Here is a 26,057-nt window from a genome sequence, read left to right on the forward strand (position 1 = left end):
CCTGTGTTGGCCTCATCGTCCGAGATAAACCTCGATTACCCGGTCATCCGCCTGTACCTGCTCCAGCGAGCCTTCGGCCAGCACACTGCCCTGGTGCAGCACGGTGACGTGGTCGGCGATGCTGCCGACAAAGCCCATGTCGTGCTCGACCACCATCAGCGAATGCTTGCCGGCCAGGCGCTTGAACAGTTCGGCGGTGAACTCGGTTTCAGCATCGGTCATGCCCGCCACCGGCTCATCGAGCAGCAGCAATTGCGGGTCTTGCATGAGCAGCATGCCGATCTCGAGGAACTGCTTCTGGCCATGGGAGAGCAACCCGGCCTGGCGCTGGGCCGAGCCGCTCAGGCGAATGGTCTGCAGGATCTCGTCGATACGGTCGCGCTGCTCGCCGCTCAAGCGCGCAACCAGGCTGGCCAGCACCGACTTGTCGGCCTTCTGCGCCAGCTCCAGGTTCTCGAACACGCTCAGCGCCTCGAACACTGTCGGCTTCTGGAACTTGCGGCCGATCCCAGCCTGGGCGATCTGCACTTCGCTCATGCGCGTCAGGTCCAGGGTGTCGCCGAACCAGGCCTTGCCGCTGGTGGGGCGGGTCTTGCCGGTGATCACGTCCATCAGCGTGGTCTTGCCAGCGCCGTTGGGGCCGATGATGCAGCGCAGTTCACCGACGCCGATGTACAGGTTGAGGCTGTTGAGCGCCTTGAAGCCGTCGAAGCTGACGTTGATGTCTTCCAGGGTCAGCACCGTGCCGTGACGCACATCCAGGCCTTCGCCGCGGCGCTGGCCAAGGCCGATGGCATCGCGGCCGCTGCCGGCGTCGAGGATCGGTTCGAGCATGAATTCCGGGTGCACCGGCGCTAGCGGGATGGCTCTCATTGTTCGCCCCTTTTCTTCAGCAGTCCGACCACGCCCCGTGGCAGGTACAGGGTCACCAGGATGAACAGCGCACCCAGGCAGAACAGCCAGTACTCGGGAAAGGCCACGGTGAACCAGCTTTTCATGCCGTTGACCAGCCCGGCGCCCAGCAGCGGCCCGATCAGCGTGCCGCGCCCGCCGAGGGCCACCCACACCGCAGCTTCGATGGAGTTGGTCGGCGACATTTCGCTGGGGTTGATGATGCCTACTTGCGGCACGTACAGGGCCCCGGCCAGGCCGCACAGCACCGCACTCAAGACCCAGACGAACAGCTTGAAACCACGCGGATCGTAGCCGCAGAACATCAGCCGGTTCTCGGCATCGCGCAGCGCGGTCAATACCCGGCCGAACTTGCTCCGGGCCAGGCGCCAGCCCAGGTACAGGCTGGCCACCAGCAAGGCGACGGTAAGCAGGAACAATACTGCGCGGGTGCTTTGCGCAGTGATTTCAAAGCCGAGGATGCTGCGAAAGTTGGTGAAGCCGTTGTTGCCGCCAAAGCCGGTTTCGTTGCGAAAGAACAGCAGCATGCCGGCGAAGGTCAGGGCCTGGGTCATGATCGAGAAGTACACGCCCTTGATCCGCGAGCGGAAGGCGAAAAAGCCGAACACCAGCGCCAGCAAACCGGGCGCCAGCACCACCAGGCACAGGGCCCAGGCAAAGTGCTGGGTGCCGGCCCAGTACCAGGGCAGCTCGCTCCACGACAGGAAGGTCATGAACGCCGGCAAGCCATCAGCGGCCGCTTCGCGCATCAGGTACATGCCCATGGCATAGCCGCCGAGGGCGAAGAACAGGCCATGGCCCAGCGACAGCAGCCCGGCGTAGCCCCAGACCAGGTCCAGGGCCAGGGCGACGATGGCGTAGCAGAGGATCTTGCCGACCAGGGTCAGTGTGTAGGCCGAGACCTGCAGGCTGTGCCCGGCGGGCAGCAGCGACAACAAGGGCAGGGCCAGCAGCACCAGCAGCACAGCGGCGCCGATGGCCAGGGTCCAGCGCGGGCCGGCCTTCTGGCTGGCGGTTACAAGCAGAGGCTGGTTCATCAGTCGATTACCCGTCCCTTGAGCGCGAAGAGGCCTTGCGGGCGTTTCTGGATGAACAGAATGATCAGCGCAAGGATGAGGATCTTGCCGAGCACCGCACCAATCTGCGGCTCCAGCAGCTTGTTGGCGATGCCCAGGCCGAAGGCCGCCCAGAGGCTGCCGGCCAACTGGCCGACGCCGCCGAGCACCACCACCAGGAACGAGTCGATGATGTAGCTCTGGCCCAGGTCCGGACCGACGTTGCCGATCTGGCTCAGGGCCACGCCGCCGAGCCCGGCGATCCCCGAGCCGAGACCAAAGGCGAGCATGTCCACCCGCCCGGTGGGCACCCCGCAGCAGGCGGCCATGTTGCGGTTCTGGGTGACCGCGCGCACGTTCAGGCCCAGGCGCGTGCGGTTGAGCAGCAACCAGGTCAGCAGCACCACGAACAGGGCGAAGGCGATGATCACCAGGCGGCTGTAGGGCAGCACCAGGTTAGGCAGCACCTGAAGGCCACCGGAAAGCCAGGCCGGGTTGGCCACTTCGACGTTCTGCGCGCCGAACAGCAGGCGGATGGCCTGGATCAGGATCAGGCTGATGCCCCAGGTCGCCAGCAGGGTTTCCAGCGGCCGCCCGTACAGGTGGCGGATCACCGTGCGCTCCAGCAGCATGCCGACCCCGGCGCTGACAGCGAAGGCCACCGGCAGGGCGATCAGCGGGTAGAACTCGATGGCCCCGGGGGCGTAGCGCTGCACCAGTATCTGCACCACGTAAGTGGCGTAGGCGCCGAGCATGAGCATCTCGCCGTGGGCCATGTTGATCACCCCGAGCAGGCCGAAGGTGATCGCCAGGCCCAAGGCCGCGAGCAGCAGAATCGAGCCTAGCGACAGGCCGCTGAAGGCCTGGCCGAGCAACTCGCCGAACAACAGCTTGCGCTTGACCTGGGCCAGGCTGGTTTCGGCGGCGGTGCGCACCCCAGCGTTGTTTTCGACACCGGGTGTGAGCAAGGCCTCCAGGCGCGTGCGGGCCATGGGATCGCCGGTTTCGCCGAGCAGGCGCACCGCGGCCAGGCGTACCGCCGGGTCGCTGTCGACCAGTTGCAGGTTGGCCAGGGCCAGGCCGAGGGCGGCATGCACGGCGGCGTCTGCTTCGCTGGCGAAGCGCCGGTCGAGGAAGGCGACCTGGGCCAGCTGCGCACTTTTTTGCAGTTGCTGGGCAGCCGCCAGGCGCACTGTGCTATCTGCGCTGAGCAACTGATGGCTGGCCAGGGCGTTATCCACAAGCCCGCGCAGGCGGTTGTTCAGGCGCAGCTTGCGGGTGTCGCCGGCGGCGATGCGGCCTTGTTGCAGGGCGCTTAGCAGCTCAAGACGGGCCGGGTCCGGTTGCGCCGCCCAGTCCTGGAGCAGGCGCGCCTGCTCATTGGCCTTGGCGGCGATGAAGTAGTCTGCGTCGCTGGCCTGGGCAGTCAGGGGCAACAGCAGGAGGCTGAGGAAAAGGCACAGGAGGGCCTTGGACATGACGGTTTCCTTGTGGTGTGCTGTACGGCCGCATCGCGGGTCAAGTCGAGGCGTCGCACCGCCGCTCCTACAGTGGGAGCGGCGGTGCGACGACTCGACTTGACCCGCGATGGGCTCAGTTGCCCTTCACCGCATAATCCGGCCGCTTGTCGTTACCTGGAATGAACGGGCTCCACGGCTGCGCTCGCAGCGGTTGCTCGGTTTCCCAGACCACACTGAACTGGCCGTCATCCTGGATCTCGCCGATCATTACCGGCTTGTGCAGGTGGTGGTTGCTCTTGTCCATGGTCAGGGTGTAGCCCGATGGCGCCTTGAAGGTCTGCCCGGCCAGGGCTTCGCGGACTTTGTCGACATCGGTGGACTTGGCTTTCTCGACCGCCTGGGCCCACATGTGGATGCCGACGTAGGTGGCCTCCATCGGGTCGTTGGTCACCGCCTTGTCGGCGCCCGGCAGGTTTTTGGCCTTGGCGTAGGCTTTCCAGTCGGCGACGAACTGGCTGTTGACCGGGTTATCCACCGATTCGAAGTAGTTCCACGCCGCCAGGTGTCCCACCAGCGGCTTGGTGTCGATGCCGCGCAGTTCTTCCTCGCCTACCGAGAAGGCCACCACCGGCACGTCGGTGGCTTTCAGGCCCTGGTTGGCCAGCTCCTTGTAGAACGGCACGTTGGAGTCGCCGTTGACCGTGGAGATCACCGCGGTCTTGCCGCCAGCAGAGAACTTCTTGATGTTGGCGACGATGGTCTGGTAGTCGCTGTGGCCGAACGGCGTGTACACCTCTTCGATGTCCTTGTCGGCCACGCCCTTGCTGTGCAGGAAGGCGCGCAAAATCTTGTTGGTGGTGCGCGGGTAGACGTAGTCGGTACCGAGCAGGAAGTAGCGCTTGGCGGCGCCGCCGTCTTCGCTCATCAGGTACTCCACTGCCGGGATCGCCTGCTGGTTGGGCGCGGCACCGGTGTAGAAGACGTTCGGCGACATCTCTTCGCCTTCGTACTGCACCGGGTAGAACAGCAGACCGTTGAGCTCTTCGAACACCGGCAGCACCGACTTGCGCGACACCGAGGTCCAGCAGCCGAATACCACCGCGACCTTGTCCTGGGTCAGCAACTGGCGGCCCTTTTCGGCGAACAGCGGCCAGTTCGACGCCGGGTCGACCACCACCGGTTCCAGCAGCTTGCCGTTGACCCCGCCCTTGGCGTTGATCTGCTCGATGGTCATCAGGGCCATGTCCTTGAGCGAAGTCTCGGAAATCGCCATGGTCCCCGACAGCGAATGCAGGATGCCGACCTTGATGGTCTCGGCGGCCTGGATGCTCCAGCTCAGGCCCATCGCCGCGATGGACGCGCTGAGGGTAAAGGCCTTGATCAGACTGCGACGCTTCATAGTGCTCTCTCCATGGAATCGGATGTTCTGTTGGGCAGATGGCGACTTCGCCCAAGAGCGTTAGCAAGGGCTGTGCCGAGTGGCGCGCAGCTGTCTGGGGCGGGGTTTGCACGGCGATTGGCGATGGCGGGCGAGCATGCTTGCACCGTGATGGCGCTGTGCCCGGTGCGCGGCAAACAAGTCTGCACAGCTTTGGTTCGCGCAGGTATCATCGCCGCCTTTGAACGCAGTTCAGGGATGACGACAGTGAACAGATTCGCCCGTGCAGGGATGGTGATGGCCGGCGTGTGGGCCGCGATGGGGCAGGTACAGGCCAGTGAGCCGTCCTCGCTGTATTTTCGCTGTAGCATGACCAAGGCGCAGTACGCCACGGTCATGGCCGCCCGGCCGGGCGAGGCCGCGGCATTCACTGACTGGCAGCAGTGGTTCGATAGCAAGGAAATGTACGGTGGCGGCAAGGTCGATACAGACGACCTGCGGCCGATGCCGGCCGAGACCCTTAGCCAGATCGCCGGCGGCAGCCGTTACGGCTCGCTATCGGAGTACGACGAAAAAACCGGCGTGTGGCGCTTCGCCCTGCTGCAGTTCAGCGAAAACTACGGGGCGATGATCTCCATGCTGGCGCCACTGCGCAGTGTCGCGCCGTACTGCGCCGCCGACTCCGACAGCTTCATGCTGGTCTATTCGTACATCTGGGGTGACGGCGACAACGCCTACCTGACCCTCAACGGCCGCAGCCAGTTTGCCGAGGCACCGACCCCAGCGCAACGCGCCGAGGCCGATGCCGTGCTGGCCGAACTGCTCAAGGCAGCAGAAGGCTGAGCCTCTCTGAGCTCGGTTTGATCAGTATTCACCCACGGAACAAGGAAAGACCCGATGGAAGCTTCGTCGCTGTACATTCGCTGTAACCTCAACCCCGCTGCCTATCAGGCCGCGATGAGCGCGCCGGTAGCCAACCCGCGGCAGTTCGACGACTGGCAATGCTGGTATGACAGCAAAGACGCGTACGGCCCGGGCGAACTCCCCGCCGAGGACCTGGATCGTACCGCCTCCTGCAGCCTGGGTGATCTGATCGAAGGCTGGGTTGAGTTTTCTGCGGGCAACAGCAGTCATTACGATGAGCAGGCTGGGGTGTGGACGTTCGCCGTGCTGGAGTTCACCGACAATTATGGCGAGATGCTGCAACTGCTGGCGCCGCTGCGGCAACTGGCGCACTACGCCGAAGTCGACTCGGACAGTTTTCTAGTTATCCTTCCTTACATCTGGGGAGGTGACATCAATGCCTGCCTGAGCCTTGGCCAGGGCCGCAGTGTGTTCATCGACGGCCCGAGCGAGGCGCAACGAGCCGAAGCCGACGCCGCACTGGAACAGCAGTGGGACCGTGCGGCGTCGGCGTACGAACAAGAAGGCTTGAAGTTCGACTGATCAGTTGTCGGCGTTGGCGGTCAGCAGCGCGCGATTGCGCCGCACGAACTGGTAAGTGACGGTCAGCAGCACGAACCACAACGGCGTGACGATCAGCGCCTGGCGGGTGTCGTGCTCAAGGCTCAGCAGCACCAGGATGAAGGCGAAGAACGCCAGGCACACCCAGCACATCAAGCGCCCGCCAGGCATCTTGTACTTCGAGGCTTGGTGCAGCGCGGCGCGCTGTTTGCGGTAGTTCAGGTACGACAGCAGGATCAGCGACCAGACGAACATGAACAGGATCGCCGACACCGTGGTCACCAGGGTGAAGGCTTCGACCAGGTCCGGAATCACGTACATCAGCAGCGCCCCGGCCAACAGGCAGGTGCACGAGAACAGCAGGCCGCTGGCCGGCACGCTGCGCTTGGACAACTGCTCAAAACGCTTGGGTGCATCCCCCTGCTGGGCCAGGCCGAAGAGCATGCGGCTGGTGGAGAATACGCCGCTGTTGGCCGACGAGGCCGCCGAGGTCAGCACCACGAAGTTGATGATGCTGGCCGCCGCCGGCAGACCGGCGAGCACGAACAGCTCCACGAACGGGCTCTTGCCCGGCACCACGTCACGCCACGGCGTCACCGCCATGATGGTGATCAGCGCCAGCACGTAGAAGACGATGATGCGGATCGGGATCGAGTTGATTGCCCGTGGCAGGTTGCGCTCCGGGTTCTTCGCTTCGGCGGCGGTGGTGCCCACCAGTTCGATGCCGACAAAGGCGAACACGGCAATCTGGAAACCGGCAAAGAAGCCCATCAGGCCATGGGGGAACATGCCCTGGTCGTTCCACAGGTTGGCAAGGTCCGCGGTGCGTCCGGCCGGCGACTGGAAGCCGGCCATGACCATGTACAGGCCGGTGCCGACCAGGGCGACGATGGCGATGATCTTGATCATGGCGAACCAGAATTCGATCTCGCCGAACATCTTCACCGTGATCAGGTTCAGCGACAGCAGCAGGCCGACACAGGCAATCGCCGGCGCCCACTGCGGCAGGTCGGGGAACCAGAACTGCGAATAGGCCGATATCGCGATGACGTCGGCGATGCCGGTGATGATCCAGCAGAACCAGTAGGTCCAGCCGGTGAAGTAGCCGGCCCAGGGCCCGAGCAGGTCGGCCGAAAAATCGATGAACGACTTGTAGTTGAGGTTCGATAGCAGCAACTCGCCCATGGCGCGCATGACGAAGAACAGCATGAAGCCGATGATCATGTAGACGAAGATGATCGACGGGCCGGCAAGGCTGATGGTCTTGCCCGAGCCCATGAACAGCCCGGTACCGATGGCGCCACCGATGGCGATCAGCTGGATATGGCGGTTGGACAGGCTGCGTTGCAGGTGGTCATGGTTTTCCGGCGTGGGTTGTTGCGGGGGCAGGTTCGCGGTCATAGGCAGGCATTCCGTTGAGTTCAGTCTTGTTGTGCGCCGCTAGGCTAACACGCGCCTTCCTGGCGCTAGCGCGACAATACGTCTCAACGCGGGGGCGGTGTTGACCGTGATCAACGTCGGCGCATCAGGCCGATAAAGAACAGACCGCCAATGGCGGCAGTGGCGATGCCGATCGGCAGGTCCTCGGGCGAAATCAGCGTACGTGCGGCGACGTCGACCCAGATCAGGAACAGGCTGCCCAGCAGCAGGCACACCGGCAGCAGGCGGCTATGCTCGGCGCCGACCAGGCGCCGGGCGATGTGCGGCACCATCAGGCCGACAAAGCCGATCGAGCCGCTGATCGCCACCAGCACGCCGGTCAGCAGCGAGCAGATCAGAAACGCCAGCAGGCGCACCTTGCGCGCGTTCAGGCCAAGGGTCACGGCGGTCTGCTCGCCGGCCATCAACGCATTCAGCGAGCGGGCCATGCCCAGCAACAAGGCCAGGCCGAGCAATACGCTGATCGCCGGAATCGGCAGCAGCTCCCAGCGCGCCAGGCCCAGGCCACCGAGCATCCAGAACATCACTGCCGAGCTTGCCCGGTGGTCACCGAGAAACAGCAGCAGGTTGGCCGCCGCCATCATCACAAAAGCCACGGCCACGCCGCACAGCAGCAGGCGGTCGCTGTCCAGGCGGCCGTGGCGGCTGGCAATGGCCAGCACCAGCAGCATGCTGCACAGCGCGCCGATAAAGGCGGCCAGGGGCAAGGTCAGCACGCCGAGCAGCTCGCCGATATGCAGCACCACCAGCACCGCACCCAGGGTTGCCCCGGAAGTGACGCCGAGCAAGTGCGGGTCGGCCAGCGGGTTGCGCGTCACCGCCTGCAGCACCGCGCCGATCATCGCCAGCCCTCCGCCCACCAGCGCCGCCAGAAGCATGCGCGGCACGCGGATCAGCCAGACGATATGTTCCTGGCCCGTGGTCCACGCCGGTGTCTCGGGGGTAACGCCGAACAGCTTGAACAGCAGTACGCGCCACACCACCTCGACCGGCACCGGTGCCGAGCCAAAGCCCAGGGACACCACGCAGGACACCAGCAGCAGGGCCAGCAGCGTGAGCAGCAACAACCGCTGCCGGGAGTTTGCCGACCTCATGCGCCGTGCAGGCTCTTGGCGATGGTCTCGATGGCTTCGACGTTCTCAAGGCTCGGCGTGGCCGCCACGTAGGGAATGACCACGAAGCGCTTGTTGCGGATCGCCTCCACCGATTGCAGGGCCGGATGCTGTTCGAGGAACGCCTGTTTCTGCGCGGCGCTGACTTCGCCGTAGTCGACGATGACGATGACCTCGGGGTTGCGCTCGACCACGCTCTCCCAGTTGACCCGGGTCCAGCTGGCTTCGATGTCATTGAGCACATTGCGCCCGCCGGCGGCGGCGATCAGTGCCTCGGGCATGCCCAGACGCCCGGAGGTCATGGCCCGGTCTTCACCGCTGTCGTAGAGGAACACCCGTGGACGCTCGGCCGGCAACTGCTGCTGGACCACGGCAACGCGCGCTTGCATGTCGCCGATCAACTGCTCGGCACGCGCCTGCACGTCGAAGATCCTGCCCAGGTTGCGCAGGTCGGTGTAGGTGTCATCGAGGCTGGCTGCCGGGCGCTTCATGACAAAGGCGCAGGATTCAGTCAGCTCGTACACCGGGATGCCCAGCGGCGCCAGGCTTTGCGGGGTGAGGTCGCCGCCGACGCGCATGCCGTAGTCCCAGCCGGCGAACAGGAAGTCGACATTGGCGTTGAGCAGGGTTTCCACCGACGGGTACTTGGCCGCCAGTTCCGGCAGGCCGTCGAGTTGCTTGCGCAGCTGCGGGGTGACCGCCTTCCAGCCGCTGACACCGCTATAGCCGACCATGCGCGAACGCAGGCCGAGGGCGAGCATCATCTGGGTCATGTTGATGTCGTGGCTCAGGGCATGCTCCGGGGCCTTGGTGAAAGTCACCTGGCGGTTACAGCTTTGCACCGTCAACGGGTATTGGGTGGCCTCGGCGAAAGCGCCGGGGCTGGCCAGCAGCAAGGCCAGGCCGAGCAACAGGATGGATCGAATCATCGCTGGGTTATCCAGGTAAGGCGAGGGTGGTCAGCCAGAGGGTGGCGGTCGATCAGCGCTTGTACGCCGAACACCTCCTGCAGCAATTCGGCGGTCAGCACCTGGTCTGGCGTGCCGCTGGCGACGATGCGGCCGTGGTCGAGCACGTACAGGCGATCGCAAAAGGCCGCCGCCAGGTTCAGGTCATGGATGCTCGCCAAGGTGCCGATGCCCAGGCGCCGCACCTGCTGCAGCAGCTCCAGCTGGTAACGCGGGTCAAGGTGATTGGTCGGCTCGTCGAGGATCAGCACCTGCGGTTGCTGGACCAGAGCCCGGGCTAGGATCACCCGCTGTTTCTCGCCACCGGACAGGCTGGCGAAGGTGTGGTCGTCAAAGCCCTGCAGGCCGACTGCCTGCAAGGCGTCCTGGACCCGTTGGCGATCGGCCGGGCTGTCGCCGTCGAACAGGCCTTTGTGCGGCGTGCGGCCCATGGCCACGACTTCCTCGACATTCAGGCCGAAGGCATCGGGAAACTCCTGCAGCACCACGGCGATACGCTGGGCGCACCAGCGCGGCGACTGCTGCCACAGGTCATGCTCGCCCAGGCGCACCTGGCCGCGTTCCGGCTTGTTGAAACGGTAGGCGCAGCGCAGCAGGCTGGTCTTGCCGCTGCCATTGGGGCCGATCAGGCCGACGAACTCGCCGGCGCCGACCTGCAACTCGACGTCGCGCAGCTGGAACTGGTGGTGGCAATGGCCGTGGCCCAGGGGCGACCAGTGCAGGTCGCTGATACTCAGGGTGCTCATCAAGGTCCTGCGGGCCTGCGGGCGATGACGCCAAAAACAGGCCCGTATCGAAAACGGGCGCTCATGTTAGCGGATTTGTCCGCGCCAGCGGTTGTGCATAACGATCCACCAGCCACACCAGCAGCATCGAGCCGCCCACCAGCGGGAAGGCCGCCCCCAGAATCAGCATGATCACGGTCGCGGTCTTCCAGCGCGGCAGGTCATGGCGCAGCGGCGGTACACCGAGGCCACCTTCGGGGCGGCGTTTCCACCACATCACCAGGCCGCTGACCGAGCCGAGCAGGATCATCAGGCAGATCAGCAGGACAATAAGCTGGTTCAGTGTGCCGAACATCTTGCCTTCGTGGAGCATCACCCCAAGCTCGGTGGCGCGGGCGACGTTGCTGTAATCCTGCCAGCGTACGTCCACCAGCACCTGGCCGGTGTACTGGTCGACATGCAAGGTGGCGTCGTTGCGCGGGTCGTCGGCGAACACGGCAATGGTGTACACGCCTTCGGCACTGGTTGGCAGGGTAATGCTGTAGCCAGGTTCGACGCGGCGGGTAGTGGCCAGCTCTTCGATCTGTTGCAGGCTGACCTGCGGCGCCGCCGGGGCGCTGGAGCCCATGCTGTGGCCGGCATGCTCGGCGTGGGCGGCGGATTGCGGCATCGGTGTGTTTTCCATGGCCCAGGGCACGGTCTGGCGGCTGGCGCTGTTGAGCGCCCGGGCTTGCTGGTCGGACTGCGGCACGTCGTTCCACATTGCCGCCGGAAAACGGTTCCACAGGTCGGCGTACTGCTTGCCCCAGAAGCCGGTCCAGGTCATGCCGCTGAGCAGCATCAACAACAACAGCGCCGCGCCCCAGAAGCCTGTGACCGCATGCAGGTCGCGCCACAGCAGGCGCCCACGGGCGTTCAGGCGCGGCCACAGCACACCGGCGCTGCGCTTGCCGCGCGGCCACCACAGGTACAGGCCCGAGACCACCAGCACCACGCCCCAGCCGGCGGCCAGTTCCACCAGGCGATCGCCAGTGGTGCCGATCATCAGTTCACCGTGCAGCGCACGGGCCACGGCCTGCAGGTTGTTTTTCGCGTCCTGTTCGCCGAGCAGCTGGCCGCTGTAGGGGTCGACGAACACATTCAATTCACGGCCAGCGTTGTGCACCACGAACTGGGCACTGCGATCACTGGCGGTTGCCGGCAGGTACTGGCTGACCTGGCCCTTGGGGTAAGCCTGCTGCACCTGTTGCAGCAGGCTGTCGGCGTTGTGCCGGTGATGCCCGGCCTCGACCACCATCAAGTCGCGATACAGCAATGGGGCGAGCTGCGGCTTGAACAGGTAGATGATCCCGGTGATCGCCAGCAGGATCATGAACGGCGCGACGAACAACCCGGCGTAAAAATGCCAGCGCCACGCCAGGTTGTAGAAGGATATGTGCGGTTTGCTCATGCAGCGCTCCCGTGTTGCCTGGGTAAGGCGCGATCAACGATCGCGCCCGGGTTGGATCAGAAACTCAGGTCGACCTTGGTCCAGAACGTACGCCCCGGCTCGTTGATCGGCTGCGGGTCGGTGGCCGGGTAGCCGAAGCCGGCGTTGCCCGCCAGGTTCAGGTGCTCGGCGTAGGCTTTGTCGAACAGGTTGTCGACCCCGGCGCTGAGCTTGAGGTTGTTGCTGACCTTGTAGGCGCCGTTCAGCGAGAACACGCCGAAACCGCCGCTCTTCTCGTAGTCCTTGCCCACCACGTTGCCGGAGTTTTCGGCAATGCGGTTCTGCGCCGCCACCAGGCGCCACAAGGCCCCGGCGCTCCACACATCACGGCTGTAGGTCAGGCCCAGGCGGCTTTCAAGCGGTGGCATCTGCGGCAGTGCCTTGCCGTCGCTGCTGTTCTTGCCCCAAGCGTAGGCCAGGGTAGCGTCGGCTTTCCAGTTGCTGGTCAATTTGTACGCCGCGCCCAGTTCGCCGCCCATGATCCGCGCGTCGATGTTCTGCGCTTGCGAGCTTGGCATGCCCATCATCCCCGGCCGGTAGTCGAAGAGGATGTAGTCGCGGATCTGCCCGACATAGCCCGAGGCCCAGGCGTCGACGGTTTCGGTCTGGTACTGGATGCCGAAGTCGAGCTGGGTGGTTTTCTCCGGCTTGATGCTGTCGAAGGCATTGACCGAACCTGCCGGGCCGGACTTGGGCGAGAACAGCTCCCAGTAGTCGGGGAAGCGCTGGGCGTGGCCGAGGCCGACGTAAGTGGTGGCGGGGACATCTACCAAGTCGTGCTCGTAGCGGATAAAACCGCTGGGCAGGGTATCGGCGCGGGTGTCGCCACGGGTGGCGCTGGTGGCGCGGTAATCCTTGGCCGAGGCGCGGTCCAGGCGCGCGCCGGTGATCAGCCTGTCCTGTTCGGCGGCGTACCAGGTCAGCTCGCCGAACACCCCGTAGTTGTGGAAGTCGGCGTCCTTGGTCCAGGCCATGTGCTTGTGCACATCGACGCCCATGCCGCTGCGCTGGCGGTGTTCGTTGGTTTGTGCGTCGATGCCGCTGATCAGTTGCAGGTCATCCCAACGCCAGGTGCCCTTGATCCGCCCGCCAAGGGTGCGGCGGTCGACGTTGCTGACCATCGGCATGCCCATCATGCCCATGCCCGAGGGCGTGCGCAGGCTGTAGTTGTCCATCACGTGGTCGGCGTAGTTGTAGTAGACCTGGGCTTCGAGCTTGTCGAAGACCTCGCCGATGTTGGACTTCTCCAAGCGCAGGCCAAGGCTTTCGCGCTTGAACTGCGAGCCGTCCATGCCGCGCCCGGCATAACGCGCTTCACCGTCGCCCTTGCCGGCGGTCAGTTCCACCAGGGTGTCGGCGTCCGGGGTCCAGCCCAGGGCGACGTCACCGTTCCACTTGTCCCAGCGCGACGGCACGGTGTCGCCATTGCCGTCCTCATAGTCGTCCGAGCGCGACTGGTTGCCGACGAAGCGCGCATAGCCGTAGCGATTGCCGGCGGCGGCATCCAGAACCTTGTCGAAGCGGCCGTTGGAACCGCCCAGCAGGCTGGCGTTGACGCGGCTGCCCAGCTCGCCGAATTTTTCCGGCTCGCGGTCGAAAAGGATGGTCCCGGCCGATGCGCCCGGGCCCCAGATCACGCTTTGCGGGCCCTTGATCACGGTCAGGCGGTCGTAGGTCTCCGGCGAGATGTACGAGGTCGGGGCGTCCATGCGGTTGGGGCAGGCGCCGAGCATCACGCCGCCGTTGGTGAGGATGTTCAGGCGCGAGCCGAACATGCCGCGCAGCACCGGGTCACCATTGGTGCCGCCGGCGCGGATGGCCGAGAAGCCGGGGATGGTTTTCAGGTAGTCGGCGCCATCGCTGGCCGGCACCGGCTGGCGTGGGTCCTTGGGGTTGGTGACGATAGTCAGCGGCGAGCTCGGGGCCACGGCGGTGATCACCGTCGGGCTCAGCTCGGCCTGGTCATGGACATGTGCGTCTTCGGCCTGGCTTGCGGCCAGGGCCAGAGGGCTGAGCAGGGTGCCGCAGATCACGGCGATGGTCCCTTGCAGGGACAGACGAAAAACAGCGGTGCAGCCGGACATAATGATTCCAACATCGATCAGTCATAAGGGGGCGCGCAGTCTACGGCTGATGCCGGACTTCGGGCGCAGGGAGTGAACTCAGACGACGATGAAGGGTGGCGGCGCGCGGCTGCGGGCGCCGGGGAATACCGTTTGCCGGGCATGGCCCTGGCGCGGGTAGACGATCAGCCGGTTGCTGGCGGGTACGGCTTCGGTGTTGAGCAGGCTCAGGGCCTGGGGCAGCGCCGGGCAATGGAAGAACAGGCTGCAGTAACCGCACTTCTCCCAGATCACCTTCAGCGCCGGGCTGCCGCCGTGATGGTTGTCGGCATGGCAATCGGCGGCGCTGTCCATGGCCATGCTCATGTTCATGCCTGGCGGCATGGCACGGTGATCCATCGGCATCGACTGGGAAACCAGTGGGCCGATAAAGATCATCAACATGGCAAACAGGCTCAGCCAGCTGCCGCGAAGCGTCCTGGAACCAGGACGTGCGGGGCGGGTGAACCTGCTGCGGGCGCTAGTCACGCCGGGCAGCCTTCAGCGATCAGTGATTGTGAGCGGCTGCCTCGTCGGGTGCCTGTTTCTGCACCGCGACCTCGACGGTGATGTCACCGGCGTGCTTGAAATGCAGGGTCAGCGGGAAGCGCTTGCCATCAGCCAGCAGGCTGCGGTCCTTGGGCTGCATCAGCATCACATGGTAGGCGCCGGGGGCGAATTTCAGCTCGCCGCCTGCAGGCACTTCGACGCTCATTACCTGCTGCATTTTCATCAGGCCATCTTTGTGCACATGCTCGTGCAGCTGGGCATCGTCGCTGATCGGGCTGTCGACGCCGGTCAGGGTGTCGGCGCTCTTGCCGTTGTTATGCACGACAAAATAGGCGGCAACGTTGGGCGCGTTCGGCGGCAACTCCTGCGACCACGGGTGAGCGATATGCAGCTCGCCAACGGTGTATTCATGGGCAGTGGCAAAGGTCGCCGGCAGCATCAGCGCAGCCAGCAGCAGGGCGTTCTTGAACATGGTGATTCTCCAGTCGATTCAGGTTCGCAACAGGTAGCGTAGTGAACTCAGACCAGAGGGGAGGCGCGGGGGTTGAGGGCCGGCCACTGTTGGCGTGGCGTGGGTTGATAGGCGGTGAGCAGCGGTTCGAGCCCGATCGACAGGGCTAGCGGTTTGCTCAGTTGCGGCGCATGCCCGGGAAGCGCCAGCAACGGCGCGGCGCCCGAGCAGCACCAGCAGTGCTGCATGTTCGAATGGTCATCGCCTTGCTGGCCGAGGTCGATCTTGCCCAGGGCCATGATTGCCGGATTGGCCTTGGCCCCGACGCTCGAACAGAAGGCCCCCCACAGCAGTTGTTCGGCCGGGCCCTTGGGGGCTGCGGACGCCAACGGCATGGCCAGCAGATTGAACAGCACTGCGAAGCAGGCGATCCAGGCGATGGCGGGCCGATATGGGGACATGGAAAGATCCGGTCAGGAATCAGAGGTGGCTATTGTAGCGCCCAGTATAGGAAAAATTACCGGGGGTGCGGTGAAGTGCCGCACTCCCGGTTCGCATCAGGCCTGTTTGTTGCGGCCCATCAGGCCGCGCACGGTTTCCTGCAGGTCGGCCGGCAGCACCACGACCTTGGCGTTGTCGCTGCTGGCAAGGCTTTCCATGGCGCCGATGTAACGCTCGCCGAGCAGGTACATGGCCGGGGTGATTTCGGTGCCGACCGCGTCCCGAACCAGGGTGATGGAACGCGCCGAGGCTTCGGCGAGGTTGATCTGCGCTTCAGCGTCGAGCTTGGCCGCCTGTTGGCGCGCTTCGGCTTCGAGAATGGCGGCCTGCTTGGCGCCTTCGGCGCGGGTGACGTCGGCTTTGCGTTCACGCTCGGCGGCGGCCTGGCGCTCCATGGCCGCCTGCATGTTCTGCGACGGCTTGATGTCCTGGATCTCTACCGAGCGCACGGTCACGCCCCAGTCTTCGGTCTGCTCGGACATCGCTTCGCGCAGGCGCGCCTTGATCTGCTCGCGGCTCGACAGCGCTTCGTCGAGGTCCATGGCGCCAACGATGGCACGCAGCGAGGTCATGGTCAGGCTGGTGACCGCGAAGCTGAAGTCCTGCACGCCGTAGGCGGCTTTTTGCGGGTCGACGACCTTGGCGAAACACAGCGCGTTGGCGACGATCACCGCGTTGTCGCGGGTGATGATTTCCTGCTGCTGCACGTCGAGGATGATGTCCTTGGTCGGCAGGCGGTAGGCGACCACGTCCATGTACGGGATCAGCAGGTTCAGGCCCGGCTTGAGGGTGCTGTGGTAGCGGCCCAGGCGCTCGACGATCCACTCCTCGCCCTGGGGCACGATGCGCACGCCCTTGAACAGGGTGATGAGGGCGAATGCGGCGATGGTGCCGACGACGATAAGGCTGGTCATGAGTCAATGCTTCCTTTTACTGATCAGGCCCGGGCAACCCGGGCGGTATTGCCTTCGATGGCAGTGAGGCGCACGCGCTCGCCGGCCGGGATCTCGGCATCGGCGACGCACACCCATTCTTCATTGCCGAGAATCGGCTTTTGAAAGCGCACGCGGCCCTTGTGAAACTCGGAAACCGTGGCAGTGAGCAGGCCGACTTCGCCGATCACGCTATCGGCAGTCCAGCGGGTGTCCGGCTGCTTCCTGCGAAACACCTTGAACCACAGCAGCGTGGTGATCGACGAGAACACCACCCACAGCAGCACCTGCATATCGAGCTGCAGGCTCGGCGCCAGGAAGGCAATGAACGAAACCAGCACGGCACCAATGCCGAACCAGAGGATGAAGAAGGTTGGCAGGACCAGTTCGAGCACTACGAGGCCGAAACCGAATACCAGCCAGATCCACCATTGCATTTCCATATGGGTGAGGTCTTCCGGGGGGAGGAGGGGGTAGTTTAAGGCACTCAGAGGGCGATGGGCTATTGAGCGGGGTTGAGCCAGTCTTCCACGCGCAGCCCAGGAACACGCTGGAATTCGCGGATGTTGTTGGTTACCAGTAGCAACCCCAATGAACGCGCATGTCCGGCAATCATCTGGTCATAGGGGCCAATCGGTGTTCCGGCTCGGGCCAACTCTGCACGCAACTGACCGCTGTGAGCCGCAGCACGATCATCGTAACTGAGGACCTCCAGGCGTGCGGCGAATCCTTCGACTACGGCAAGATTGCGTTCAGGTGCAGCGGATTTTTCAGCGCCATACATCAATTCCATCAGCGTCACTGTGCTGATGCACAGTTGGCCGTAATGGCGATTGAATGCTTCACGTACGACCAGAGGCTTGTTCTTGAGGGTGAAGATGCAGATGTTGGTATCGAGCATGTACTTGAGCATCAGAACCCCTCACGCTCCTGATCGGTGTCTTGCTCACGTTCGGCCATGAAGTCCGGGCTGACATCCTGACCTTCGAACCAGCTGTCCCAGGCTTCACCGGAGGGAGAAATAATTCGGGTTCGCCCCACTGCGACTATATCCACGCGTTTGACATCCTCTGGCAGGGCTACGGACTTGGGCAGGCGCACAGCTTGGCTGCGGTTGCTCTTGAAGACGGCACCTTGCTCCATGATCCACCTCGTTGTATATGCCAAATGTATATCCAAGTTTAAAAGAGCGCCGACATCTGTCAACGGGATATGCCTTTGCCCTTGGAAAATACTCACTGAAGTGCTTGCAGCAGTGCTTGAACCGTCGAGAAACTGCGAGTGGCGGGAGGGAGGTCAGGCCTGCGAAGCACCAGTACCGGTAGGCTGCGCTCACGTGCCACTTGCAATTTAGGCTCGGTCGCCCCGCTGCCGCTGTTCTTGCTGATCAGCACATCGATCTGCCGACGCTCGAACAGCGTGCGTTCGTCTTCCAGGTGGAATGGCCCGCGGGCGCCGATCACTTCGCAGCGTGCATTGCCGGGGCAGGCTTCGAGGGCGCGCAAGGTCCAGAATTGATGGGCGGGAATTTCGTGCAGATGCTGCAACGGCTCACGGCCGAGGGTGAACAGCGGGCGCTGGAACGGGCGCAGGGCGTCGATCAGTTCGGCCCAGTCGCTCACCTCGCGCCAGTCATCGCTGGCCTGGGCTTGCCAGGCCGGGCGGCGCAACGCCCAGCACGGCACACCGGTGAGTTGCGCGGCGTGGGCGGCGTTGGCGCTGATGCGGGCGGCATAGGGGTGAGTGGCGTCGATCAGCAGGTCGATGCGTTCTGCGCGCAGGTAAGCGGCCAGGCCCTCGGCGCCGCCAAACCCGCCGACCCGTAGCTGACAGTCCAGGTCAGTAGGCACCCGGCCGATCCCGGCCAGGCTGTAGACGTGCTGTGGGCCCAGGGTGCGGGCAATGGCCAGCGCCTCGGTGACGCCGCCGAGCAACAGGATGCGCGTCATGCAAAGCCCCCCGCATGGCCTACGATGCCGCCCTGACGATCAATGGCGAACACTTCCACCTGCACCTGCGCCGGCACCACGCTGCGGGCAAAGGCCAGGGCGTGGGCGCAGACCGCATCACCCAGGGCAATGCCGGCGGCACTGGCGAGGGCCAGGGCCTGCTGGCTGGTGTTGGCCTGGCGAATAGCGTCTTGCAACGCCGGGTCGGCACCAATGGCTGCAGCCCAGTCGGCCAGTTGCGGCAGGTCGATGCTCGAATGGCGGCTGTGCAGGTCCATGTGCCCGGCGGCCAGCTTGCTGATCTTGCCGAAGCCGCCGCACAGGCTGAGTTTATCCACAGGCACCTTGCGCAGGTGCTTGAGCACCGCGCCGACAAAATCGCCCATTTCGATCAGGGCGATTTCCGGCAGGTTGTAGACCCGGCGCATGGTGTCTTCGCTGGCATTGCCGGTGCAGGCGGCGATGTGCTGGTAGCCGTTGGTCTTGGCCACGTCGATGCCCTGGTGGATCGAGGCGATATAGGCCGAGCAGGAGAACGGCCGGACAATGCCGCTGGTGCCGAGGATCGACAGGCCGCCAAGAATGCCCAGACGCGGGTTCATGGTCTTCAGCGCCAGGCTTTCGCCGTCCTGCACGTTTACCGTGACCTCGAAGCCGCCGCTGTAGGCGAATTCGGCGGCCAGGCGCAGCAGGTGCTCGGTCATCATCCTGCGTGGTACCGGGTTGATCGCCGGTTCACCCACGCCGAGCACCAGGCCTGGGCGGGTCACCGTGCCGACGCCGTGGCCGGCAACAAAGCGCACACCGGGTTCGGCCTGCAGGCGCACGCGGCTGTAGAGCAGGGCGCCGTGGGTCACGTCCGGGTCATCGCCGGCATCCTTGAGGGTGCCGGCTTCGGCGCCGTCCTCGTGCAGGCGACAAAACTCCAGGCGCATCTGCACCACCTTGCCCTTGGGCAAGGTGATCTGCACCGCATCGTTGCTCTGGCCGCCCAGCAGCAGCCGCGCCGCCGCCAGGCTAGTGGCGGTGGCGCAACTGCCAGTGGTCAGGCCGCTGCGCAGTGGCGCGGGTTGTTCGCGGGTTTCGTCACGCATCGGCAGGCTTGACCGCGTCTAGCAGGGTGATCGGCAGGGCCTGGCGCCAGGTGTCGAACTCGCCCAGGGGTTGCGCCTGGGCGATATGGATGCGGGTCAGCTCGCCGCCATGCTGCTCGCGCCAGTTGACCAGCGCCAGTTCACTTTGCAGGGTCACGGCATTGGCCACCAGGCGGCCACCCGGGCGCAGTTGCTGCCAGCAGTGTTGCAGCACGCCTTCGCGGGTCACGCCGCCACCGATGAAGATCGCATCCGGGCGTTCCAGGCCCTGCAGGGCCATCGGCGCACGACCTCGAATCAACTGCAGGCCAGGCACGCCAAGGGCATCGCGGTTGTGTTCGATCAGTTGCTGGCGGCCCTCGTCGGACTCGATCGCCAACGCCCGGCAACTGGGGTGGGCGCGCATCCACTCGATACCGATCGAGCCGCTGCCGGCGCCGACATCCCAGAGCAGTTCGCCCGGCTGCGGGGCCAGGCGCGCCAGAGTGATGGCGCGCACATCGCGCTTGGTCAGCTGGCCGTCGTGTCTGAAGGCGCTGTCTGGCAGACCGGCAAGCGGCGACAGGCGCGGTGCATCGGGCGTGGCCAGGCATTCGATGGCGACCAGGTTCAAGTCGGCAACTTGCGGGTGCGGCCAGTGCGCGGCAGTGCCCTCGAGGCGACGCTCGGCGCTGCCGCCCAGGTGCTCGAAGACCTGCAGGCGGCTCAGCGCGAAACCGCGTTCGCGCAGCAGGGCGGCGATCGCGGCCGGGCTGCTGCCATCGTTGCTCAGCACCAGCAGGCGCACGCCGCTGTACAGTTGGGCGTTGAGCGCAGCGATCGGCCGCGCCACCAGCGAGAGCGTCAGCACCTCCTGCAGTGGCCAACCCAGGCGGGCGGCGGCCAGGGCGCAGGAAGAGGGCATCGGCAACACGTTCATTTCGCTGACGTCGAGCTGGCGCGCAAGGCTTGCGCCTACGCCATAGAACATCGGGTCGCCGCTGGCCAGCACGCACACCGGCTCGCCGCGCAGGGCCAGTACCGGCGCCAGGGAAAACGGGCTGGGCCACAGCAGGCGTTCGCCGCTGATGCAGTGCGGCAGCAGGTCCAGCTGGCGCTGGCCGCCAAACACCCGTGAAGCGCCCAGCAGCGCGCGCCGGGCCTGCTTGCCCAGGCCACTGAAGCCGTCTTCACCGATACCTACTATTGTCAGCCAGGGCGACATGGATTTCCTCAATTCAACGCAATCCGACCGGCAGGCTTTTCATGCCTTCGGACAAAGCAGGCATAATACCGCGCCTTCTACACTGAAGTGCCTTTTCACGATTGCCGGGTGACCTTTTGAACCAGCCTGTATCGGCCCACCAGCCCCAAGCTTCGCTGCGTCCCTCGGCCTGTCCGGGGTTGTGGCGCATCGTCCAGGCGCTGGACGGCGGCATCTGCCGGATCAAGCTGGCCGGCGGGGCGCTGACGGCGGCTCAGGCCGAGGCCGTGGCCGCTGCGGCCGAGCGTTATGCCGGTGGTGAAATCGAAGTCACCAACCGTGGCAACCTGCAGATTCGCGGCATCGGCGGCGACCACGCCGGGCTGATCGAAGGGCTGCTGGCCGCAGGCCTGGGCCCGCGCGAGGCCGCCGGCGACGATGTGCGCAACCTGATGCTCAGCCCCGTCGCCGGCCTTGATCGGCAGATGCTGTTCGATACCCGGCCTTTGGCGCAGCAGGTGCTGCAGTCGCTGGAAACCACCCCGCGTTTTCATCAGCTCTCGGCCAAGTTCGCCGTGCAGCTGGATGGCGGCGAGGCCCTGGCGATGCTTGAACACCCCCATGACCTGTGGCTCAGCCCGCTGAAGCTTGACGACGAACTGTGGCTGGCATTCGGCCTTGCCGGTTGCCCGGCCGCGGATGCGCCGTTGGGTGCTGTACCCCTGACACGCGGGCACGAACTGGTACTGGCGGTACTCAAGCGCTTTCTCGATCTGGCCCGGCCAGAGCAGACGCGGATGCGCCAGTTGCTCAGCGAACATACGCCCGAGGCGTTTATCGCCGGGCTGGTTTTGCCGGTGCGGGCGGATGCGGCGGTTTGCCAGTGGCGTCGCTCGCCGGTAACGGCGGGCTATCTGGGGATTTATCCACAGCTGCAACACGGCCTGAGCGCCGTCGGTTCGGCAGCGCCCCTGGGGCGTCTGAACCCTTCGATGCTGCGCGCTGCGGCCCGGCTGGCACGGGAGCAGGGCGACGGCACCTTGCGCATGACCCCTTGGCAGGGCGTGCTGCTGCCCAACATTGGCCACCATCATGCCGGGCAAGTGGTCGACGGCCTGGCCCGATTGGGGCTGTTGGTCTCGACCCATGATCGACTGGCGCGCCTGGTCGCCTGCACCGGTTGCGCCGGCTGCGCCAAAGGCCAGGCCGAAACCAAGGGCGATGCGCGCCTGCTGGCCACCATGCTGGCACCCGGAGCACCGGCCAGCGTGCACTTGAGCGGCTGCCTGCGCTCGTGCGCCATGGCCCACGTGGCGCCCGCCACCTTGCTGGCGCAAAGCCCCGGCCACTACGACTTGTACCTGCGTGACGCAACCGAGCCTGGCTTCGGCCGCCTGCGCGCACGCAACCTCACACTAAAAGAAGCCGGCGCACTGCTAGACGCCTGCTCACGGAGCACCCTTGATGATTGATTACATCCGCGATGGTCAGGAGATCTATCGCAATTCCTTCGCGATCATTCGAGAGGAAGCCCGGCTCGATCGCATCCCGGCCGATCTGGAAAAGCTTGCGGTCCGCGTGATACACGCCTGCGGCATGGTCGATGCAATCGATGGCCTGCAGTTCTCCCCGGGTGCCGGCAAGGCCGGGCGTGATGCCCTGGCCGCCGGCGCGCCGATCCTCTGCGATGCGCGGATGGTGTCCGAGGGTATTACCCGTGCACGCCTGCCAGCCAACAACTCGGTGATCTGCACCCTGCGCGACGAGCAGGTGCCGGAACTTGCCCGCGAGCTGGGCAACACCCGCTCGGCGGTGGCCCTGGAGCTGTGGCGGCCGCACCTGGAAGGCAGCGTGGTAGTTATCGGCAACGCGCCGACTGCGCTGTTCTACCTGCTGGAAATGCTCGACGCTGGCGCGCCTAAACCGGCGTTGATTCTCGGCTTCCCGGTGGGCTTTGTTGGCGCCGCCGAGTCCAAGGCGATGCTCGCTGCCGACAGCCGTGGCGTGCCGTTCGTGATCATGCAAGGGCGCCTGGGCGGCAGCGCCATGGCCGCCGCCGCGGTCAATGCCCTGGCCACGGAGGTCGAATGATGCAGGCTCGTGGACGTTTGCTGGGCCTGGGCGTTGGCCCCGGCGATCCAGAACTGATTACCGTCAAGGCGCTGCGTTTGCTGCGCGAGTCGCCGGTGGTGGCCTACTTTGTCGCCAAGGGCAAGCGCGGCAACGCCTTCGGCATCATCGAAAGCCATCTGCAGGAAGCCCAGACCTTGCTGCCGCTGGTGTACCCGGTGACCACCGAGGTGCTGCCGGCGCCGTTGTCTTATGAACAGGTCATCAGCGACTTTTACGATGCCGCCAGCCTTGAGGTTGCCGCGCACCTGGATGCCGGCCGCGATGTGGCGGTGATCTGCGAAGGCGATCCGTTCTTCTACGGCTCCTACATGTACCTGCACGACCGCCTCGCCGAGCGCTACGATGCGCAAGTGATCCCGGGGGTCTGCTCGATGCTCGGCGGCGCCTCTGTGCTCGGTGCGCCGCTGGTGTATCGCAACCAGAGCCTGTCGGTACTCTCCGGCGTGCTGGCGTATGACGAACTCAAGCGCCGCCTGGCCGATGCCGATGCCGCGGTGATCATGAAACTTGGGCGTAACTTCCCCAAGGTTCGCGATGTGCTGGCCGAGCTCGGCCTGGCCGAGCGTGCCCTGTATGTGGAGCGGGCAACCATGGCCAACCAGAAGATCGTCGCCCTGGACCAGGTCGATCCGCAGTCCTCGCCGTACTTCTCGCTGATCATCGTGCCCGGTGAAAGGTGGCAAGGTTGATGACCCGTAAAGCCCCGGCCATTGTCATCCTTGGCAACGGCAGCCTGGCCACTGCCCGCAAGATCCAGCAGTTGTACCCGGACGCATTGATCCATGGCCTTGAGGGCCGGGTCGAAGGCGCCGACCGCAGTTACCAGGAATTCGGCGCCACCGTGCGCCAGCTCTATCAGCAAGACACGCCGATCATCGCCCTGTGCGCTGCCGGTATCGTCATCCGCACCCTGGCCGGCCTGTTGCTGGAGAAGGGCGCCGAGCCGCCGGTGCTGGCGGTGGCCGAGGATGGCAGCGCTGTGGTGCCGCTGCTCGGCGGGCTCGGCGGGGTCAATCGCATGGCCCGGGAAATCGGCGCCGGCCTGGGCGTGGCGGCGGCGATCACCACCAGTGGCGAGCTACGTTTCGGTACCTGCCTGCTCAACCCGCCCAGCGGTTATGCCCTGGCCGACCTTGAGCTGGGCAAGCGTTTCGTCTCCGACCTGCTGGCCGGCGAAAGCGTGCGTATCGACGGCGCTGCGCCCTGGCTTGAACAGGCGCAGCTGCCGCAAAGCGAGCAGGCGCACCTGGCGATTCATGTTGGTTGTGATGCCCGTGCAGCCTCGGCCAATGAGCTGGTGATCTACCCGCGTTGTGTCATGGTCGCGGTCAGCGAAGTGCTGCCGGAACTGGCCCAGGCCATTCGCGCTGCCCTGCAGGCGGCGCGGATTGCCGAGCCGGCGCTGGCTTGCCTGCTGGCCGCAGAGCAGCACATGGCCAACCCGGCCCTGCACGCGGCTGCTGCCGAGCTGGGCGTGGACTTGCGCTTTGCCCCGGGTGCTGGTGATGCCAGCGCCCTGGCCGCTCAGGCACTGCCGCAATTGCTGCCACCACAGTCGGTGAGCGATGGCCTGGCCATCGTGGTCTCGAACCAGCCGATCGATCCGCAGCAGATCGGCCGCGCCCGCGGGCGCCTGGCGGTGATCGGCCTCGGGCCTGGCGCTGCCGACCTGATGGTGCCGGCGGTCAAGGCGGAGCTGGCGCGGGCCAACGACATACTCGGCTATGAAACTTATGTGCGCATGGCCGGGCCGTTCCGTGCCGATCAGGTGCTGCATTGCACCGACAACCGCGAAGAGATGCAGCGTGCCCGGCATGCCTTCGAGCTGGCGGCGCAAGGGCGTTCGGTAGTGGTGGTGTCTTCGGGCGACCCTGGTGTGTTCGCCATGGCCGCGGCGGTGCTCGAAGCGCTGCACGAGTCGAACGATCCGGATTGGCACGCAGTGGAGCTGGAAATGCTGCCCGGCGTTTCCGCTTCCCTGGCAACTGCAGCGCAGGCCGGCGCTCCCTTGGGCCACGACTTCTGCGTGCTGTCGCTGTCGGACAACCTCAAGCCCTGGTCGATCATCGAGAAGCGCCTGGACCTGGCCTGCCAGGCCGACCTGGCGCTGGCCTTCTACAACCCGATCTCGCGCTCGCGGCCGTGGCAGCTCGGGCGGGCCCTGGAAATTGTCCGCCAGCATCGAGCCGAGCTGACTCCTGTAGTCCTTGGCCGCGACATCGGTAGGCCGGGTCAGACACTGAGGGTGGTCAGTCTCGGTGAGCTGCAAACGGACATGGTCGATATGCGCACCATGGTGCTGGTCGGATCCTCGACGACCTGCGAGTTTGCCCGCGCAGACGGTGGTCAGTGGGTCTATACCCCGCGTTGGTATCCACCGCAGCATTGATGCTGCCGTGGAAGGCTTTCGATCCTGATTGAAGCGGCCGTCTCGAATAGCGTGAAGCCCCCCGTCGATGGCGACCGGGGCTTCATGAAAAGGGCTATTCGAAATGAACGACACCGCCGAAATTCTGAGCACCAATACCGCTGCAGTTCTGGAACAATCGCTGATGGCGTTTGGTGCTGGCATGTCCGTGCAAAGCCGCACCGACGTGAAAAACTCTTACCAGTTCGCATCGCTGGTGGCCAGCAAGCTGTATGACCAGGAAGGCCAGGGTGAAGCCTGGTTCAAGCAGTTTCTTAAAGTTCTGCAGGACTGCGGCTGGGTCACCGCACGTCGTAGCTATGAGCGCGAATTTACTTCCTCCAAGACGTTGACTGTCGGTGCCGTCGCCTCCAAGGCGCTGGGCGCGATAGGCACTGCGGTGATGGGCGGCCCCGTCGGTGTGGCGCTGAACAAGCTGACTGGCGATGCGCTGGCAAAGCTGGGGCAGGTCGAGCAGGCGCAGAAGCTGTTTGATCGCAACGTCAAAAACAAAAAAACCGCCACCATCGGTCTGGCCTCCTGTATCGAAACCTCTGAGGGTGAAGTGGTCCTGGCCATGAGCTGCCTACATTCGGACACCTCTGCCAAGGACCTGGATGTCTTCGTTCTGGAATGGAACAGCAGCTCTGCCGAGTTCTACACCGGCTCTGCAGCACTGTCGTTCAACAAGTCAGTGTATGAGGGCGTACGCGCCACCATTGAAGGGAGACTCGGCGAGCGCAGCATCAATAACGTACTGGACTACGAGATCTGATTGTTCGGGATGGCTCG

At 65.0% G+C, this 26,057-nt stretch carries 27 protein-coding genes; 7 read left to right on the forward strand and 20 right to left on the reverse strand.

All coding sequences use genetic code 11. From position 1 onward, the window contains the following. Positions 1-12: 12 nt before the first annotated feature. From urtD to urtA, 4 genes are all read right to left on the reverse strand, one after another. Positions 13-873 carry an urea ABC transporter ATP-binding protein UrtD gene (urtD, locus tag LOY22_RS02685; RefSeq protein WP_371128632.1) on the reverse strand — a complete coding sequence of 287 codons (861 nt, stop codon included), beginning with the start codon at positions 871-873 and terminating at the stop codon, positions 13-15. Beyond that, positions 870-1,949 (reverse strand): urea ABC transporter permease subunit UrtC, encoded by a 1,080-nt coding sequence (gene urtC / locus LOY22_RS02690; protein WP_258596183.1) that lies wholly within the window; start codon positions 1,947-1,949, stop codon positions 870-872. Before urtC ends, urtD begins: the two co-directional genes overlap by 4 nt. Then, on the reverse strand, positions 1,949-3,445 hold the full coding sequence (gene urtB / locus LOY22_RS02695; protein ID WP_258596185.1) for an urea ABC transporter permease subunit UrtB: 1,497 nt from the start codon (positions 3,443-3,445) through the stop codon (positions 1,949-1,951). Before urtB ends, urtC begins: the two co-directional genes overlap by 1 nt. A gap of 115 nt (positions 3,446-3,560) precedes the next feature. Beyond that, the gene (gene urtA, locus LOY22_RS02700; protein WP_195885576.1) at positions 3,561-4,826 is read right to left on the reverse strand and encodes an urea ABC transporter substrate-binding protein; all 1,266 of its coding nucleotides are present in this window, start codon (positions 4,824-4,826) and stop codon (positions 3,561-3,563) included. A 246-nt stretch (positions 4,827-5,072) separates the two neighbouring features. On the opposite strand from urtA, the gene LOY22_RS02705 reads away from it, so the two are divergent. Beyond that, the gene (locus tag LOY22_RS02705; protein ID WP_256326692.1) at positions 5,073-5,648 is read left to right on the forward strand and encodes a hypothetical protein; all 576 of its coding nucleotides are present in this window, start codon (positions 5,073-5,075) and stop codon (positions 5,646-5,648) included. A 54-nt stretch (positions 5,649-5,702) separates the two neighbouring features. After that, positions 5,703-6,251, forward strand: a complete 549-nt coding sequence (locus tag LOY22_RS02710) for a hypothetical protein (protein WP_038997400.1) — start codon at positions 5,703-5,705, stop codon at positions 6,249-6,251. Here the strand turns inward: LOY22_RS02710 and cycA are convergent, their stop codons facing one another. From cycA to cbiE, 16 genes are all read right to left on the reverse strand, one after another. Next, positions 6,252-7,670, reverse strand: a complete 1,419-nt coding sequence (gene cycA / locus LOY22_RS02715) for a D-serine/D-alanine/glycine transporter (protein ID WP_093376614.1) — start codon at positions 7,668-7,670, stop codon at positions 6,252-6,254. Between the two features lie 110 nt (positions 7,671-7,780). Beyond that, the gene (locus tag LOY22_RS02720) at positions 7,781-8,803 is read right to left on the reverse strand and encodes an iron ABC transporter permease (RefSeq protein ID WP_093376609.1); all 1,023 of its coding nucleotides are present in this window, start codon (positions 8,801-8,803) and stop codon (positions 7,781-7,783) included. Continuing rightward, positions 8,800-9,750 carry an ABC transporter substrate-binding protein gene (locus tag LOY22_RS02725; RefSeq protein ID WP_045196954.1) on the reverse strand — a complete coding sequence of 317 codons (951 nt, stop codon included), beginning with the start codon at positions 9,748-9,750 and terminating at the stop codon, positions 8,800-8,802. Before LOY22_RS02725 ends, LOY22_RS02720 begins: the two co-directional genes overlap by 4 nt. Beyond that, positions 9,747-10,535 carry an ABC transporter ATP-binding protein gene (locus tag LOY22_RS02730; RefSeq protein ID WP_258596191.1) on the reverse strand — a complete coding sequence of 263 codons (789 nt, stop codon included), beginning with the start codon at positions 10,533-10,535 and terminating at the stop codon, positions 9,747-9,749. Before LOY22_RS02730 ends, LOY22_RS02725 begins: the two co-directional genes overlap by 4 nt. A 61-nt stretch (positions 10,536-10,596) precedes the next feature. Further along, the gene (locus LOY22_RS02735; protein WP_258596193.1) at positions 10,597-11,964 is read right to left on the reverse strand and encodes a PepSY domain-containing protein; all 1,368 of its coding nucleotides are present in this window, start codon (positions 11,962-11,964) and stop codon (positions 10,597-10,599) included. A 56-nt stretch (positions 11,965-12,020) separates the two neighbouring features. Continuing rightward, positions 12,021-14,087: a TonB-dependent copper receptor gene (locus LOY22_RS02740; protein ID WP_093376590.1), complete on the reverse strand. Its 2,067-nt coding sequence runs from the start codon at positions 14,085-14,087 to the stop codon at positions 12,021-12,023. 78 nt (positions 14,088-14,165) lie between these two features. Next, positions 14,166-14,594, reverse strand: coding sequence for a DUF2946 domain-containing protein (locus tag LOY22_RS02745; RefSeq protein ID WP_093376587.1), 429 nt, complete (start codon positions 14,592-14,594; stop codon positions 14,166-14,168). A 19-nt stretch (positions 14,595-14,613) separates the two neighbouring features. Then, positions 14,614-15,087 carry a copper chaperone PCu(A)C gene (locus tag LOY22_RS02750; RefSeq protein WP_045196966.1) on the reverse strand — a complete coding sequence of 158 codons (474 nt, stop codon included), beginning with the start codon at positions 15,085-15,087 and terminating at the stop codon, positions 14,614-14,616. A gap of 47 nt (positions 15,088-15,134) precedes the next feature. Continuing rightward, positions 15,135-15,527, reverse strand: a complete 393-nt coding sequence (locus LOY22_RS02755; RefSeq protein WP_045196971.1) for a DUF2946 domain-containing protein — start codon at positions 15,525-15,527, stop codon at positions 15,135-15,137. 96 nt (positions 15,528-15,623) lie between these two features. Beyond that, positions 15,624-16,481 carry an SPFH domain-containing protein gene (locus tag LOY22_RS02760; RefSeq protein ID WP_045196972.1) on the reverse strand — a complete coding sequence of 286 codons (858 nt, stop codon included), beginning with the start codon at positions 16,479-16,481 and terminating at the stop codon, positions 15,624-15,626. Positions 16,482-16,504: 23 nt separating this feature from the next. Next, positions 16,505-16,942 (reverse strand): NfeD family protein, encoded by a 438-nt coding sequence (locus LOY22_RS02765; RefSeq protein ID WP_045196974.1) that lies wholly within the window; start codon positions 16,940-16,942, stop codon positions 16,505-16,507. A 59-nt stretch (positions 16,943-17,001) separates the two neighbouring features. Continuing rightward, positions 17,002-17,412, reverse strand: a complete 411-nt coding sequence (gene vapC / locus LOY22_RS02770; protein WP_213602580.1) for a tRNA(fMet)-specific endonuclease VapC — start codon at positions 17,410-17,412, stop codon at positions 17,002-17,004. Beyond that, positions 17,412-17,642, reverse strand: coding sequence for a type II toxin-antitoxin system VapB family antitoxin (gene vapB / locus LOY22_RS02775; RefSeq protein WP_093387177.1), 231 nt, complete (start codon positions 17,640-17,642; stop codon positions 17,412-17,414). Before vapB ends, vapC begins: the two co-directional genes overlap by 1 nt. Positions 17,643-17,734: 92 nt before the next feature. Beyond that, complete coding sequence (locus LOY22_RS02780) at positions 17,735-18,448, reverse strand: cobalt-precorrin-6A reductase (protein ID WP_258596203.1); 714 nt, start codon at positions 18,446-18,448, stop codon at positions 17,735-17,737. Then, positions 18,445-19,542: a cobalt-precorrin-5B (C(1))-methyltransferase gene (locus LOY22_RS02785; RefSeq protein WP_093376577.1), complete on the reverse strand. Its 1,098-nt coding sequence runs from the start codon at positions 19,540-19,542 to the stop codon at positions 18,445-18,447. The genes LOY22_RS02780 and LOY22_RS02785 overlap by 4 nt, the downstream gene beginning before the upstream one ends. Beyond that, a complete protein-coding gene (cbiE, locus tag LOY22_RS02790) occupies positions 19,535-20,746 on the reverse strand; it encodes a precorrin-6y C5,15-methyltransferase (decarboxylating) subunit CbiE (RefSeq protein ID WP_093376572.1) in 1,212 nt (403 codons plus the stop codon). Before cbiE ends, LOY22_RS02785 begins: the two co-directional genes overlap by 8 nt. A 116-nt stretch (positions 20,747-20,862) precedes the next feature. Here cbiE and cobG point away from each other — a divergent pair, with 116 nt between their 5' ends. The 5 genes from cobG (at position 20,863) to LOY22_RS02815 (ending at position 26,040) form a co-directional block, all read left to right on the forward strand. Next, a complete protein-coding gene (cobG, locus tag LOY22_RS02795; protein WP_283817167.1) occupies positions 20,863-22,197 on the forward strand; it encodes a precorrin-3B synthase in 1,335 nt (444 codons plus the stop codon). After that, on the forward strand, positions 22,190-22,816 hold the full coding sequence (locus LOY22_RS02800) for a precorrin-8X methylmutase (RefSeq protein WP_093376563.1): 627 nt from the start codon (positions 22,190-22,192) through the stop codon (positions 22,814-22,816). The genes cobG and LOY22_RS02800 overlap by 8 nt, the downstream gene beginning before the upstream one ends. Continuing rightward, on the forward strand, positions 22,816-23,547 hold the full coding sequence (locus tag LOY22_RS02805) for a precorrin-2 C(20)-methyltransferase (protein ID WP_213604495.1): 732 nt from the start codon (positions 22,816-22,818) through the stop codon (positions 23,545-23,547). Before LOY22_RS02800 ends, LOY22_RS02805 begins: the two co-directional genes overlap by 1 nt. Then, the gene (gene cobJ / locus LOY22_RS02810) at positions 23,547-25,247 is read left to right on the forward strand and encodes a precorrin-3B C(17)-methyltransferase (protein ID WP_258596207.1); all 1,701 of its coding nucleotides are present in this window, start codon (positions 23,547-23,549) and stop codon (positions 25,245-25,247) included. Before LOY22_RS02805 ends, cobJ begins: the two co-directional genes overlap by 1 nt. Positions 25,248-25,350: 103 nt before the next feature. After that, positions 25,351-26,040: a hypothetical protein gene (locus tag LOY22_RS02815; RefSeq protein WP_213602571.1), complete on the forward strand. Its 690-nt coding sequence runs from the start codon at positions 25,351-25,353 to the stop codon at positions 26,038-26,040. The last annotated feature ends 17 nt before the right edge of the window (positions 26,041-26,057 follow it).

It is taken from the genome of Pseudomonas sp. B21-035, from assembly GCF_024748945.1.
Taxonomy (GTDB): domain Bacteria; phylum Pseudomonadota; class Gammaproteobacteria; order Pseudomonadales; family Pseudomonadaceae; genus Aquipseudomonas.